The following is a 17,115-nucleotide window of genomic DNA, read 5'->3' as shown; positions in this document are numbered from 1 at the left end:
TCTCATGGATGCGGCCAGTCTGGACCTGTCGGTGCGCACCAACAACAACATGATCAGCCAGGGGGCGGGCAGCGGCTTCTCCGAACTGGAAACCCGGCTTGGCTTCAGCTACCGGTTTTGAGAGATAATTTACGTGAAAACATCAATGAACAGTATATATAGTATGATGACCAGAAAGGTATTTTGTCTTCCCAGGACAATGGTTGCTTCTGCCATGATTTGGATGACCCTCGGACTCCATTTGTCTGAATCGGCCATAGCACAGGAGAGTGTCCAGGTACAGATAGTCAATATCCCCGGGGTATTGCCGTCTCCGTTTATCAGTGATCTTGAAGACGATGTTACCAGTGGTCGTTACCAGGTCCATATTAATTATATGTCAGCCGGTACCACACCCATAGATCTGGAATTCGGGGTCAGGCTCTATAAAAACCGTGAACTTCTGGTGGATGAAGTATCTGAGCCGGTAAGTTTTGATCCCGGCTTTCATGTTTTGGCTCCTGCTTTTGATGTGATTCGCTTTGACAGGTCGATTGACCAGGTACTTTCAAGCCTGAGCTCGTCACTGCAGAGAACGGTGCTGCAAACGGGAGCACTTCCGGAAGGTGATTATCGTATTGAACTGGACGCCCGCCTGCTCGATGACAGAAGCAACGTCAACATCATCAACGGCCGGGCCTTTTTCTCAGTGACCCATCCGCAGCCGCCCCGGCTTGTGACACCATCCAACAGGGCCAATGTGACCATGCAAACGCCCCTTTTCAGCTGGACACCGGTGCTGACGCGCGGCAATTTTTTTCTGGAATACGAATTTTTGATGGTAGAGCTGTTTGAGGGGCAGAGTCCGGAGGAAGCCATCGATGCCAACAGGCCGTATCACGAAGAGGTTTTTTCAGACATAACCACCTTTTCATACACGCCGGATCTCTATCCGCTGGAACCGGGCAGTACTTATGCATGGCGGGTAAGGGCATTTGAAATAAATGATGAAATGCCGATTAAAAATGACGGTGAAAGTGAGATTTATACGTTTACATACGGAGAGACACGGGCACGGCCGGAAGATCTGGCAGAGTTGGGCCCGATTGCCCTGGCCCCCGGTCTGGCATACATCATCAATCCCGAAGATCTTGAAGTGGAAGATACCGGCAGTTTTTACGAGCTGAATGGTCCGGCTGAAGTTCGTTTTCAGATGGATTATCTGCCGGAGGACATTGTGGCCCGGGCTGATGTCAGACAGCTGATGGTACAGCGGACTGGTTTACGTAATCCGGTTGTTGCCGGGGGAAGGGTCTGGATAGATCCCGAACCGATAGCCGGGAATCTGATGAAGGGCGGAGATATGGTCACCCTTTCGGATCTGCAATACAATTTCGGCAGCGGGTTTTCTGTCAGTGCGGATTTTGAGCATCAGAATTTCGGAAGAATTCAGGCATCGGGTGATGTAGTTCTGACACAATCCGGTTTGCAGGGATCGCTTTATGCCGAGCAAGAGGATATGATCCGGTTTGAGAGTGATATTTTGACGGTTTCGGTGAACAGAATTCAGGCTTCCTTCCCCGATATGGATATATATGCGGATGCCGGTGTCGAGTTTCTTGGCGAGCCGTCACCTTGCGGCATTCGCGGATTAAATCTGCTGAGAGAGGAAATCCATGCGAACTGGAGCTGTACCGAGCCCAAAAGTTTTGATCTGGCAGGGGGTTCCGGAAAGATGGATTTCAGGCTGAGCCGCACTTCGGGAACAGTCGTTCTGACACCCGGGACCGGGGATATGGAGTTTACAGCGAATACCCGCGGAGAGCTCAGGTTTGATTTTGACAACACCGAACCGTGCGGAGTGCAGTTACGTGGAGCTTTTGGACACGATGCCGCTCCGGAGTTCACCGTGCTGACAACATCCTGTTCCATCCCGGAGCCGAAGCTGGATCTTGGATTTGCATCCATTGCACTCAGAGATATCAGTGTTGAGACATTTGAATATGATCCCGTTTCGTCTGAATGGGATTTCGACATTCCGTTTGAAGCATCCCTGTATTTTCCGGTATTTGACGACTGGAGTTTTGAGCATGATCAGCCCATGCGTCTGACGCGCCAGGGAATTCAGGTTCCGGAGTTTTCACTCAGCAGCAATTTACCGGAATTTAACTACGATTTTCTCTCACTGGCATTGAATGAACTCGAACTGGAGCAATTCACCTTTCCGTGGTTTGAGTGGGACGGAGGAGACCCCGGCCCATGGAATCTGACATTCGAAGCAGAAGCATCGATTGGAGAAACAACCGGACTCCCTTACTGTTTGACCAACGCTCTATTCAGCATTGATAACGGGACGGTTTCAGACGGGCAGCTCTCAGCTGATTTGCAGCTTGCCCCGCTGTCTGAGTGCAGCATGGAATTCCTGCCCGATCACAAGCTGCATATTTCATCCATTGGAGGATCCCTGATAACAAATTACGAGCCCGGACTATCGCCTCCGTTCTCGACCGTGGCTGAAATGAATGTGGAAAGCCGCTATGAACCGGGCTGGCCGGTAACCTGCAGTGACGACGATGCGCAGCAGATGACCACTGCAGACATATCATTTCTGGGAGGCCTGCTGGAGGGTATTGTCTCTCTTGACAACACGCAGTGCCAGATGCCTGTTGGTATCATGAATGCCGGATTGAACCAGGTGCAGCTTGAGCTGTTCAGAGATAATGACAAACAGGGAGCCATCCTTTCAGGTGACGCCACACTCAATTTGTCTGCACAGGATCAGGTTGCGGGTACGTTTGCTTTTGATATCCCGGATCTGAAATTCACGGAGCTTGATTTTTCACTGCAGGACCCGTTTTCCTGGGACATCCCCTCCGACAATCCTGTTTTCAGTTTCATTATAGATCAGGCAAGCATTGACCTTGACGGATTTCACGTGGATGGCCGTCATGAGTTAAATGTCGGGGACCACACGATCGGCACAACTTTTGACAATGTTACTGTGGATCTCTACGACTGGAGCATTTCATCCGGACAGATTTATCTGGATGAACATTTCGCTCTGGCCGCTTCTTTTGATGACGGATTCACCGAGCCGTTATTCACAGCGATGCCCCTGAGTGATGATGATGAAGCGGAGATGCCGGATCAGGGGCTTTATCTGGAGCTTGGGGCGGATGTGGTCATGGACAGTACCGGCATCAGGACCTCCGGCAGTGCAGATGCCTATATTTCAGTTGCAGATTTCAATTACGATAACATCAGCGTGGAATTCAGCGATGATTTTGCCTTTCAGTTCAGCCCGTTCCGGGTTGCAAAGGGGCAGGTGGATTTCTACTTCGATGCCAGCCGCATCGCATATCTTGATGCTTCCGGTTTCAATCCGCTCATAACCGGATTTGCAGCAGAAATACTGCCGGAGAAACTGCCCCTTCCGACTACCAGCATCGCATATCTCAGGCTGCGCGATGCCGAAGGCGACCTGCTCGTCGATTTCGAAGAACCCGAAGCCGGTCTGATAACACTGTCAACCCGTCCGGATACCCAGCTTGAAATAGTGATTCCGGCACTGGATCCGGATCAGCCGCCTGTTGCAGGCGGGGTAGCGCTCGAAGACTTCACCATTACGGCATCGCCGGGCAATTTCAGCGTCGATACCGGACAGTTGTGGGTCTCTGTGCCCGATGATGATGTCATCTCCGGACTTATTTCGGATCTCGGCATACCATTTGATCTTTCGGAGATCAGATATGGACGTACAGACCTGCTTGATGATGCCGGATCCTTTCTGCAATTTGCCGGAGATTTGCGGCTGTTCGACTATCCGGTATCAAGCCAGGCCAATACGCTCCTCAAAATTTCCGGAAACGGTCTGCTGTCCGGTGAGTTTGACATGCCGGACCTTGATGTGGTGGTCCCGTTTTTTGATTACACGGATCAATTGCAGCTGGGAATCACCGGTCTGGCCGGATCTCTGGCCATGCCGAATATCTCATCCGGAAGCATCAGCTACAACCTGAACATTGAAGCGGATATCAAACTGGGATCAGGTGCCGACTCAGAAGCACTGACTTCACTTGAACTCAACTTTCAGCCCGGCAGCGTATCCATGACCGGCTTTGAAAGCATTGTCCCTGAAAATCCGCCGGGAGTAGAGCTGCCCGGATTTGCCATGAATCTGAATGCCATCACATCCATTCCGCTGTTTGACTATACAGCGCAAGACGGATGGGATTTTCTTATCAGCCTGGATGCCGACTTTGAGTTCAGCCTTCCCGGACATGAACCATTTACCATGCCTGTTAACGGCCTTCAGCTTGGAAACAGCGGATTTTCCATTCCGCAGCAAAACATGAACAACAGTACGCTTAATGGCCTGACACTGCCGTCGTTTGATATAGCAGGCTTTACTTTTCAACCGCTCGCCATGCGTACAGCTGATTTGATTGAGTTCAACTGGTTTGATGGAGAGCTGCCCCAGATACAACCCGTATTTGATTTTGAGCTGAGGCTGCCCGATATCGCGGATGGAGACCTTGAGCCGCCGGATGGTTTTACTTTTACGGATGTCAGCTTCATGGATGGTTTCCTCAGTGGTGTGATGCAGCCTTATGAGCCGCTGGGCGGACTGCTGATTCCGGCAGGACCTCCGGGATTTGATCCTCCCAAACTGAGGATTGATGAAATAACCGGTGCATTGGGCTCGCTGGAAGTGGACGGCCAGCTGATCCAGAATGTCGACCTGTCACTTGCCGGCACGCTGGAGGAAATCCCGTTTTTTGAGATCGAAGATCCCGATTGCGAGATGGATATCACATTTGCACTCGATATCGAAATGGGTGTCGGTTTCAGCGGGGAAATTCAAAATATCGTGCCGTGCGGCTCCGTGGAAATGGGGCCGCTTACGCTGTCAGCAGGTACCGGAACGCTCCGGTTTGCATACGACGAGCAGCAGGAAGCTATCTTCGACGGGACGCTGATAGCCCAACTCGAAGGACCGGAACAATCCATATCAGCTCAGGGCAGCGTGGAGCTTGATCTTCTTGCAGGACAGATCCTCGATGGAGAAATTGCGGTCAATGATCCATTTATGCTGGGACTGCCGCCATCATCAGGTGATCCGTTCATGGAGTTTGAAGTGCAAAGTGCGGTCCTTGGGAGTCAGGGATTTCTGATCGATGCAGTAGGCGCCCTGAAAGCCGGTCAGGTTGATGTCGATGTCGCGTTCAATCAGCTGCTCTTTGGTTTGCCCGATTTCGGGATCGAATCAGGCAGTGCTGAAATTGCAGGGGGTTTCGGCGTGCAGATCGGTTTGTCTCCGCTTTCAGCCTCGATTACTGCTGACGGGGATGAGCAGCCTCCGGAGAGTGAGGCGCTGCTGATAGCCGTAGAAAGTGCGGTGACTCTGGATGCTGACGGACTTAATTTTGACGGGCAGGCGGGAGCAGCACTGCGTATCGCAGATGAAGACTTTGCCAATCTTCGTGCGGAGTTTGAGGATGATTTTGCCCTTCGGCTCAGAAGTCCGAGTGTGAAAAGAGGTCGGGCACTCATTTATCTCGATCTTGATGACGAACCGGCCGAAGAACCGATCGCCATTTTTGACACTCAGGGCTTTACATTTGGAGGCGGTCTGCTGGCTTTTTTACCGGACACGCTCGGATTGCCGCACAAAAATATTGCCTACGCTGTGATTCGGGATGATGAAGGAGAAATGCTGGTCGATCTGGAACCGGTGGATGGTGGTGGTTATTCAATACAAACGCTGACGGATCCTCTTGCGGTCCGTTTCCCGTCACTTGCGGCACCGGACGGCTCCACCCCGGAGATCGAAGTACATTTCAGCCTGACAACCGATGACAATTATGTGCCGAACGGAGGCACCTTGTCGATGCAAACAGCACTCGACCTTGAGCCGTACATCGGCGCTCCGGTATCGATTGACTCACTTGGAGTTGAAAGCGGAGAAGACCTGCTGCTCACAACACTCATTTCGTTAGGGCTGCCTGAGGCTTTCGGCGGGCAAAATGCAACGGCTTTGACAACGGTCGGTCCGGGCGGATTTGAAGAGGCCATAATTACGCTGGGTACATTGCCGGATGTTTATGATCCCTCCATGGATCATCTCATTGAACGGGATATCATGGCAACACTTTCAGGCGACGATGAGGAAAGTGAGTTTATTGTAGGCATGTACGGGGCCAGGCTGACAATCAATTCGCCTGCGCAACTGCAGCTGGCCGGATCGGTTTCCACCTCGCTGCTCCAGGATGAAGATGATAATTTTGCCCTTTTCTATTCGGCGGCATATGATGACGGCTGGGCTTTCGACGTGTCCACGGACGGAGTCGCCCCATCGGTTTCACTGGGCTTCGCCGATCTGGAATTCGACGAACACGATCCGTTTTCGTTCTCCATCGATGAAGATGAGTTTATCGTAGAAGTCAGCGGCTCCATTTCCTTCTCCGAAATGCTGGGAGAAGACCTCTCCTTTTCATTCAGTGATCTTCAGTTTGGAGCCACCGGCCTGCAGGGCAGCCCGGAACTGGTATTTGGTCTGGGGTCGGCCACGGCAGACTTGCCGGATCAGCAGTTTGACTTTTTCGCCGGATCGGTAACCGGCAACATCGTCAGCCCTTCGCTGTCCGTAAGCGGCAGAACCTTTTCCGCTTCTGTTGCTCAGGGTGATCTCACATTCTTCGACCAGACGGTCGATTTTGAGGACTTATATGTCGATACGCAAGGCAATTTCGGAATCGGATCCATCGAATCCGAGGAAGTGCAGATCTTGCAGCAGTACCTGGTCCTGAAATCACTCGGCATCAGTCGGGGTGAAGATGAGGGCTTACGATTGAGCAGCACGTTCGGGTTCCTCATTCCCGACCCGATAGATCAGGGGGGTGAGCTCTTCTTAACGGTGAGCAGAGATGCAAATGAGGTTGTTCAGGTTGCGAGTGAATTTTCAGCTGATGCCGGTTTTGATCCGGACTCCGATGAAGAAATTACCGTTGATCTTGGCGATGCGGTCACGGTTACACTCACAGACGCGCTGATCGGCATCGATCCGATGAATATTTCCCAAACGGAGATAGCCGTGGCGGCAAGAGTCGCGTTTCTGGGAGAAGACAGGATTGATTTCGGCGAAGCCGGCAATCTGGCGGAAAATCCGGGAATTTCTGTAAAAATGGGACGTGATCCGCTGGTCAGATATAATATCACCGGAAATGTTGAATTCAAATTCAAGCACAGCTTTTTTGAGATAGACATTGACGGAGACGTGACGGCCTCAGAGGAAGAACTTTTCCAGATTACACTGAACGGAGAAGCAGGTATTGATATCAGCGGGGTATCCGGTGAAGCTGGTTTTACCGGTATGGTAATAAATACAAGCGGGATCGATGAAATTGGCAATTTCACCGGAGAAGCCAAGTTTGACATCATGAATATCTTTACGCTCGAACTTGGACAGTTCATTCACAAAAAAGATGAGGAAGGTTTTTCCATCAGCATTGCCGATGGATTTGATTCCGGCCCTTCAGATCTGGGAGAAGCCGAAGAGGCTACTCAGGAGATCGATGTGGTCGAATTTCTCTGCTTCGGCCCGTGTCCGGAAGCAACAGCAGAAGGTGAGTCCGGCGGTGACAACTCCGCCCTGTACCTGAGTCTCGGAGGAGAAAGCAGCGGTTCAAGCGGGGCCTTCAGCGGTGGTATTCACCAAATTCTTTTCTACCGGACAGTAAACGACGATGTGACATTCAGTCTGGACCGGTTTGAGGTAGAACTGGGAGATATGTTCGAAGCATCAGCCAGCCTGCTCTATCAGACAGGTGGCGGCGGCATGTCTTTGATGGCGGCCGGCAGCGGACGTTTTGAGATAGGTGACAGCCAGGCGGGCGCCATGATTGCCGGTGCGTTTTCAAATATGGATGAAGAATTGTCATTCGGGATATTCGCAGCAGTCAGCGCCGATGTCGGGCTTGAAATAGTACCCGGTGTAGTAGCTATCGCCGGATTTGGAGGGGGCTTCTTTTACAATCCGACCGGACAACAGCTGGACATGGTGGTCGGAGCGGTTGACGACTTCCGCCCGGATCCGCCCGGTGATATCCAGAGGGCAAGCGCACAAAGACCCGGAGACGGTGACATCGCCTTTGCCGTACTTCTCTATGCCGAGCTTGAGCTGATAGGTACTGCAGGAGTTAATTTACTGGCCGGAAGTGTGTTTATGGAGATCACCAACCAATATTTTTATATGGATGCGGACGGTGTTATTCTGGGTCTTGACGGTTCAACAGGCCCGGGTTTGCTGGCCGGTGCGGCCATATCCGCACAGGTAGGGCGTAATCCCAATGATCCCGGATCCATTACCATGAGTGTCAATCTGCAGGCATCCCTGCAAATGTCCCCCATGATGACGGGAGGAACAAGAGGGGAAGGTATCCAGTTTATGCTTACGACGACTGATGACGGTGTCGTATGGGGAATTATGGGAGGCATTGATATGTCGCTTTATGGCGGGCTGGTCGGTGGCGGGGCCGAACTGATGGCCAGCAATGACGGCTTTTTGTTTGGAGTGGATCTGTGGGCAAGTCTGGACCCGCCAATAATCAAAGTTGAAGCCGACATCGAGGGTTCGGTTTGGTATCTTACCTACGATGGCGCAGATATGCCTCTGGGGGCGTATGTCATTGGCAACGGCGAAATCCGTGCCGGATTTACCGTTTCCGCTACCGTCAAGGGTGCTTTCGTTCAGCGTGCATCTGACAGGTACGAGCTCTTTGGCATGGGTGAAGGGTGTGCCGGTGTAGGTCCGCTTGAAGGTTGCCTCTCAGGATGGTTTCAGATCAAAACCAATCCGGTGCAGGTGGACGGCGGGCTGAACCCGGGCGACAAATCGCAGATTTTTGAAGACGCTAAAGCTCAGCGTGACGAGTTTGAGCAAATGGTGGCCGATGCCATGAATAATCTTCAGTCCGAAATGGACGCACCAACGGTGCCGGGTGTTCACCTCGATGATCAGCTTCTGGCTCAGGCAGGTTACAATCTTACACGTACATCGGACTTCTACCGGTCGGTCTGGCACTGGGCAATGATACAGAATGAGCAGCATGCCGGAAACGATGCGCCTCAGATATTGCAGGATCTGCAGCTCTTTGAAGATCTCGGTGGCTTGCTTTCCCTTTTCTTTGGAGGCAGCTATCGCAGTGAAACCAATCTTGAAAACAACAGTGCAACATCCTGGACACAGGCTTCCGATGATTTTGAAGCGATTATGGCCGATATTCAGAATGTTGCCGATGAAACCATCCAGCGTCTTGATGCCAGCGTAATCAAGGCTATCCAGTATGAAGCCGATGCTGCTGATGCCATGAACAACATGATGACAGCCATGGCGACATCACCGGTCACCGAGATGTACCGCCCTCCCGGTGCAATGGATGAAGGCAATGTTCCCTATTTTGAGATTAACAAAGATCTGGCTGCAGGACAATCCGCAGCCGTTGAGGAAGTTCTTGAGGCATTTCAGGGACTGGAAGCGCAAATTCATGCCGTTGTCGACTCCATCGAGCATAACCTGAACGAGATGGACCTGCTTCTGGGCATGGAGCATGCAGTCGGATCGTCCGGCGCCGACGCACCATCCATCAATGCGGTTTCCGAGATGTATGCCGAAGCACTTGAGACAGCTGACAGGTACTACAGTCTTATTGCAAACCGGTACTGGCACAGAATTAATGCAGCATCCATGGTTAACGGTGTGTTCGGTGCACTGGAAGGAAGTCTTGAAAATGCGGTTCAGACATTGCTGGACAGACTGGAAACCGCGTACTACAACAAGGACAATGATCCCACAACCTACCAGAACGAACGTCAGATGGCGGCCGAGCGTGTCCGCATTGTGGAAGATCTTGCCGACAATGCAGACATGTTTTCATCCAGATACCAATTTTCGGGCTTCCCGCTCGCACAACAGGCCTACGATGATCTTGCAGACCCGGAAACGGATGATTTCAGTATCTATGAAGAGAATATCCGCGGATTGTGGATAGACATGCATACGCTCGGAAATCGTCAGTACATGTCGAGCAAAGCAAGTTTCATCAGCAATCAGCTGCGCAGCGAGCAGTTTTATTTTCGTCAGTCAATAGTCGATGCCATGGCGATCAACACCGGGCTTCTGGATGATTTTTACGACCTCAAATCAAGCATGCTTGCCAATCTGTATCACATAATTGACAATTACATAGAAGTCAGAGGGCAGATTGCAACCGAAGAAGACGACAAACTGCCTCAATATCAGGACCGGCGCCAGGAAATACTTCAGATGCTTGAGCCGCCGGTGCTTACAAAAGTAACGGTAGATGCCGACTATCAGAGTCCGCACTTCTTTGGAATAGCGGATATCACCTGGGAGGCATATCATCCGTCTGGAATCGCCGATGTGGGACTGCATATCCTGGAATACGAACAAGATACCGACATATCGGTCGGATTCGATGAGTATGTGAGCATCGGGAAACCGGACGGTTTCCGCTATACTGCCTTCAAAGATATCTTCACGCATGCCGATATTCTCAGTGATGAGCCCTGGTTGAACACCAAGGAAGTAAATGTCGGTTTGCGGCTGCGCAGTGTTGGCGGTGCATCGGCAACGCGCAGGGCGACCTTCAACATGCAGGTTGGCAGCGGCGGCGTGTCGACATCGCCGGGTCAGGATTTGATTCCCGCCAATACACTTCCGCCGGAAGCGCTTTATGTGCATCTGGAATATTTCTATAATGAAGGTATTGTTACGGAGACCAAATCAATGGGTGGCAGATTTTCGAATATCACATGGGAAGAAGAGCAAGATGTGTTCTGGACCCCGGATCCCAACTATATTGATATACGGGTGATGGTCCGTGAAACCGAAACGAATATTCTTAAATACGAATATGCGATCGGATCATCCAGGGGAGCTGATGATATACTGGAATGGACGGATCTTGTTGGCCAGTCCAGGTCGCTTATCGGTGTGGATATGTATTTCACCGAAGCCATCACCGGTCAAAGCAGAATGCTGAACATGGCACCCGGTGAAAAACACTATATCAGCGTGCGGGCTTACAATATGAACAACCAGGAGCTTGAGGCGCAGTGGGACAAGCCGGTGGTTTACGACGGTACTCCGCCCACAGCTCCCACAGCACCGGACGGTCTGACAGTTTTTACAGCACAGACATTCTGGCAGCCGGAAGTGGAAACGCACTCTTTTGTCAGCAGTCCGCCTGATTATAACCTGTCACTTTCTGAGCAGATCAGCCTGCGCACAGAAACCGATGCCGTGCCCTCACTCGGACAGATCCGGTGGGGTGCCGCGACAGATGATTTATCGGGTGTATCTCATTACGAATACCTGGTGACTACAGAGGAACTGGTTTCCGATCTCGAATTTGATCAGCATGCATTTACTACATCCGGTACAGAAGTAACCATCACGAGTGGCGAGGGCAAACACTCCAGCCTCGCCTTTGGATTTACCGATTACCTGCATGTGCATGTGCGGGCAGTCAACAATGCCGGACTCGCCGGAGAGGTGTATACGATAGGGCCCCGCTATCCCAACGATCCCAACCCGCCAACCATACCCGTTGCCCGCGGTTATCTGGGTCCCGGTTCTGTCAGAGCATACCTTACAGAACGATCCTACGATGCGGAATCCGGCATTCTGGGGCATCAGTTCTCCGTTGGCACCAGTCCGGGTACTAGTGACGTACGCAGCTGGCCGACCGGCAACAACCTGGATAATTCCCGGGCGGGTTACATTCACTCCTGGAGTACGACACCATCTGTTGCCATAACCAGAGATGCATTGCCCGAAGGTCAGGAGTTGTACATCAATGTCCGGGCAATCAACGGTCAGGGCCGCAGGTCACGAACAGTGGCAACCGGACCATTTGTGCTGGACAGCACTCCACCGGAAGAACCGCAGTTGTCTCTGTCAATGTCGGGAAGCCAGATGGAGATCAAGCTGCAGAATATCCTGGACCCGGTTTCTGGTATATCAGCAATAGGTGTACGAGTGGTACATGAACACGACTCCGGTACCACACCAATTGTTCCCTGGACCCCGGTCGCAACGTACCATCCTCCTAAAACGGGAAGTTTCAACAAGACCATTCCTTACAACCCGCCTTCGCAGATTCCTCCCCATGAACTGCGGATATATGTGCAGGTTGTGAACCGGGTCGGTCTGAGCACAACGGTCCATGAACAACTGCCGCCGCCGCTGATTCTGATCCAGTCTCATACAGCACAGCAACACAGCGGAAGTATGTTTCTTATAAATTGATTAACGGTTTTTCTGAACATGAATAATTTTTTGTCTAAAAAAAGCCGGGATTTGCAATCAGCAGTGCACCGGATGTGCCACCGGCCGGAACTGTCGATGCAAAAAATCCGGAGCAGTACCGGTTGCATCGGAATGGTGCTTACGGCATTTCTTTTGCTTATTCCTGTGTCTGTGCTGCAGGCTCAGGACATCATGCCGGTATTAACTCCGGATAATGAGGTATATATTTATCACAATCAGCAAACAACCCTGGGCCATGGGTATAATGTATACCGGATAGTCGATAATGAAGAAGAACTGCTGACGGATGATCCGGTTTATCCGGCGAGCAACGGGTCGGAGCTGCAGTATTTTGTGGGTGATCTTTATCAGCAGCTGGCCGAAGACCTGGGGACTGAATCGCCCCAGGAAACCTTCTTTACACTCAGAGGAAATCAATCTCTGGGAAGAATGCTCAGCTCACTTTATCCGGAGTATGCCACTGCACTTGGATATCTTTTTGTTGACGAAAACCCGGTAACTGGTCGCCGCGTGACATACCGGTTTGAATGGGTAAATACCAGGGGCAATCCTACAGGGGTGTCATTGGAAGAGACCGTGGCTGTCGGAGCAGAACCGCTGGAGCCGCCACCGCCGCATTCGGTCGAAGCAGAGCGCAAAGGGGCGCATGTTACGGTGAGCTGGAATTATCCGGAAACAGAGGCAGCCGCCTCAAACGTCATGCGTTTTAATGTATTTTTGCGACCCGGGAACCGGGACCATTTTCAGCTCAGATCCGATCGTGCCATAGTGCGTCAGAGCGGGATGACCGCTTTCAGTTACAGGTTCCGGCTTCATCAGGATGTAACTGAAGCCGATTTTATGATTCAGGCCGTTGATATGACCGGCAAAAACACCGCTGCAAACGATCCGGTCCGAATTCAGCTGGCTGATGCCCTGCAGCCCGCACCGGTTAACGAAGTGTACTTGTCCACGAAAGAGAGAACCATTGTCCGGCTGACCTGGCCGGTCGGTCGGGAGCCGTTTCTGGACGGATATCATGTTGACCGTTTGGACACAGAAACCGATGAGAGGGTTCGTCTCACTGAAGAACTGATACCGGTTGCGGATCCGGTATTCAAGGATGATACCGCCGTTGAAGGCAAAACGTATTATTACTTTATCATTGCTGTAAGTGAAACCGGAGTGGAAAGCGAGGATGGAAACCCTGTGATTGCTTACATTGAGTCCCGGATTCCGCCGCCTTCGCCAACAGCCCTGCGCGCAGCTGCCCATCCCGAAGAGAAGGTAGTGGATCTGGTATGGGAGAGTCCGGAACACGACGAACTTTTCAATACCTACGTGATCTTGCGCAGAGAGTACACGGAAACCGGAGAGAGGGCCTTCTCTCAGGTTAACCGTGGCCGCGTTTTGTCGAGATCCCTTACGGACTCAGGAATTGCGGAGGTTGGTTTTACCGAAGGTGTGCGGTATGAATACGGAGTTGCAGCTGCCAATGTTCACGGCCTTCGAAGTGATACGGTATTTACGGTTGTCCAGATGCCTTTAATCACCCCGCCCGAGCCACCCTCAACATTTCAGGCCAGTATAGACCGCGGCGTCAGGGTTAATCTGACATGGGGAGCATCATCGTCCCCGTCGGTGACATCCTACAATGTGTATAAAAACAACGGGGAGCGCGACACGCTCATCGCCAACATTCCGAAAAACCGTCGTTTTCTGGTTGACAGTGATGTGCGTCCGGGCAGAGAGTATCTGTTTTTTGCCACCGCCGTTGATTCGGCAGGCAACGAAAGCCCGCCGTCACGTAAAGTGGATTTGGCAATGCGTGATTTTTCACCCCCACCATCGGTCCGGAACGTACAGGCGGTGCAGCTTAACGAAGCCGTTTATGTACGATGGGAGCCCTCACCCGATGATGATGTGCTGGGTTATGTCATCAAGCGATCCGATCTGTCCAACGGCCGCTATGAGGCTTTGGTCGATGAACCGGTGCGGGAAGTAAACTGGGTGGATACAAATGGTGCTGCCGGGCATTGGTATCAGGTATTGGCAGTTGATGCATCAGGCAATGTGAGCCGGCCCAGCTCGCCGAGGCAGGCCGTTACCAGAAACTGAACCGCTCGAACTTCCGGGATTTTTTTCATAGTATTACGTTTTGACAGATATTGGTTTAAGAACACCATTGTGTTTATGAAAAAGTTGGCGACAAAACCGGAATTTCTTGGCTGCATTCTGCTGATTATCAGTATAGTGATATTCGCATCCCCTGCACTTTCTCAACAGGCCTCTTCTGACCTGGAAAGAGCGTACGAAAAATACCAGGCTGAAGAGCATGAACAGGTCATTGCCCTGATTGAGCCGAAAATCAGGCACGGGTATCCCCCGGAAGGAGCATTCCGTTTGATCTCATCCGCCTATCTTCTGACAGGGCAGCCGGACAAGGCTTACCAGGCAGCTTCCGAAGGTGCCGGACACTACCCCAGAAGTGCGGAACTGCAGGTGATGATGGTGGATGCTCTTCGGCATGATGATCCTGACCGGGCCCTGGAAAAACTGGATGACATAATTACCGCATTTGAAGAGGGGGAGCTGCACTCGGAAGGAATCGGGCCGGATGATTTTCGCCAGTATAAATCGCGTATTCATATCATGGGCGGACGGGCAGCGCTTGATATGTCAGATTTTGAATCGGCGGCTGCCCATTTTGAATCAGCAGTCACTCTGGATCCGGATGATATCAGCAACTACCATCATCTGCTCTACTCCTATTTGCGGGCCGGTGAATACGACAAAGTCCTCGAGGAATACGATGCATTGCCATCAGAATTGCAGTCGGACCGGACCATGGTCACCCTGCGAAGCCAGGCGCTTCTTGAGCTGGAAGAAGTGGGAGAACTATCCGAAATATACCGTGAGCTTTATGAGGAGAATCCGGACGATCTCGAACAGGCCCTTGTTTACGGTCAGCTGCTGATGGCCGACAATCAGATACTGAAGGCCAACGAACTGTTCAACAATTTGCTCGAGAAATACCCGGAAGAGCGCAGGATTTACGATGTTCTTATCGAAGTGAATCAGCAGCAAATGAACTACCAGGGTCTGGCCGTACTCTACGAGGAAATGATCCAAAATTTTCCTGATGACGACGAACTGCCTTTGAAACTGGCAGAGGTAAGGCAAATACGGGGAGAGTATGACAAAGCCGTTGCCGTATATGATTCTTTGATTCAAAACAGAGGCAGGGAGTACCGGTTTTTCAGGAAACAGGCTGCCATTCATTACCGGCAGGGAGATGCAGAAAAAGCATATACAAAACTGGGGGATGCCGCCGGCGCCATCGTTGTTGAAGAAGATACCGGGGATTGGGCGGAAGATCCGGATGCAGAAACAGCCGGTGGTCCTGAAGAGGTTACGTTTCGTGATGACGGCATCGAATGGCTCTTCGATATGGGAAAACTGTCGTTTGACATGGGCGAATATCCGGATGCGGCTGAATACTTTACTTCCTATACCCGGCAGGCTCCTCAAGATTCACTGGGGTGGAAGATGCTGGGACGGGCCTATGAGTATCTTAATGATCTGGAATCTGCTTATGAGGCATATCAGGCTGCAATTTCGGGGGGCGCTTTCTGGCCGGAGGCTTACACCATGATTGCCGGCAGGGAATACCCGTTGAACGAAGATACACTCTATTATGCTCTGGAACACGCTGTGGGTGAAATAGAAGAGAGAAAGCAGCTTCTGGGACTTCAGGCTCAGTTCGCAATGCGCGGGAAAATGCAGGGTGATGGCGGACATCTTTTTTATCCGGCAGAAGATCAGCTGCGTGATATCATGAATTCACTCGATGTGCTGAATGACTTTATTATCGAGTCGCTGCCCGCAGCCCGGATCCGGAATATGTATGACCGCCTGATGCAGGAATATCCGGACAATTCCGGTGCCTATGAACTTGCGGCATCCTATTTTGACAGTGCCGGTGATGAAGAGCAGGCGCTGCTGCTGTACAGGTCGGCAGCTGATATCAATCCTGAAGACCACAGGTACCACATGTCAATAGCATCCATCAAAGAAGAGCAGGGCAAGTATGACCAGGCGGTGATATGGTATGAACGGGCACTGGGAGCCGGAGCTGCATCCGGGGTTTATCGCTCCCTGATTAGAGTGCATCGGGAAAACGGAACGCTCGACCAGCTGGCAGACCGCTGGCTGATTCGCTATCAGTCTACCAGTGTCGATCCAGAGTTTCGTGAATACCTGATTGATGCGCTGCACCGGGCCGGACGCCGGGCGGAAGCACGTGAAATAGCGCAGGACGGATAGCTCAGCAACCGGCAACATACCGCAGAAAAATTCTCCGGGTTTTGTAAAATGAACTTCACAAATATTAAAATGGGCTTAGCTACCCCGTGTGTGAGCCTGTATTAACCGCTTGAGAGTCCATTATTATTAATTTTAATAAATTCTTTTTTTTCTTTCGGCCTGGTATTTTTATCATTATACCCGTATCTCTTTGTTATTAGGCCGGTTCGCCATTAGTTGACGACCAGGGCCGTTCTACCTTCATCATAATAATGGGAAAGTCACTGGTTTATCTTACTACTTAATCGACATAGCGTTGTAATTTTTGTCCTGTCATTTGTTTTCTTTTTGTTTGTCCCGGCTGATGTATACAGCCAGGGAACGGGAACGGTAGGAGACACCGACATCCAGGTGTTCAACATAACCGGAAGTGTATCGACTGAAGCGCACGCCTACACCACCAGCCGCGATGCCAACCGCCGGGCCCCTCTGGGCAACGT

The 17,115-nt window shown here is 51.5% G+C and carries 3 protein-coding genes; all 3 read left to right on the top strand.

Features of this window, described 5'->3' with window-relative positions; genetic code table 11:
- Positions 1 to 163: 163 nt before the first annotated feature.
- On the top strand, positions 164 to 12,310 hold the full coding sequence (locus NATSA_RS15035) for a translocation/assembly module TamB domain-containing protein (protein ID WP_210513442.1): 12,147 nt from the start codon (positions 164 to 166) through the stop codon (positions 12,308 to 12,310).
- Positions 12,311 to 12,340: 30 nt separating this feature from the next.
- A complete protein-coding gene (locus tag NATSA_RS15030) occupies positions 12,341 to 14,428 on the top strand; it encodes a fibronectin type III domain-containing protein (protein WP_210513441.1) in 2,088 nt (695 codons plus the stop codon).
- 75 nt (positions 14,429 to 14,503) lie between these two features.
- Positions 14,504 to 16,636, top strand: coding sequence for a tetratricopeptide repeat protein (locus tag NATSA_RS15025; RefSeq protein WP_210513440.1), 2,133 nt, complete (start codon positions 14,504 to 14,506; stop codon positions 16,634 to 16,636).
- Positions 16,637 to 17,115: the final 479 nt, after the last annotated feature.

It is taken from the genome of Natronogracilivirga saccharolytica (assembly GCF_017921895.1).
Classification (GTDB): domain Bacteria; phylum Bacteroidota; class Rhodothermia; order Balneolales; family Natronogracilivirgulaceae; genus Natronogracilivirga; species Natronogracilivirga saccharolytica.
This window is presented reverse-complemented; position numbering and strand designations above follow the sequence as displayed.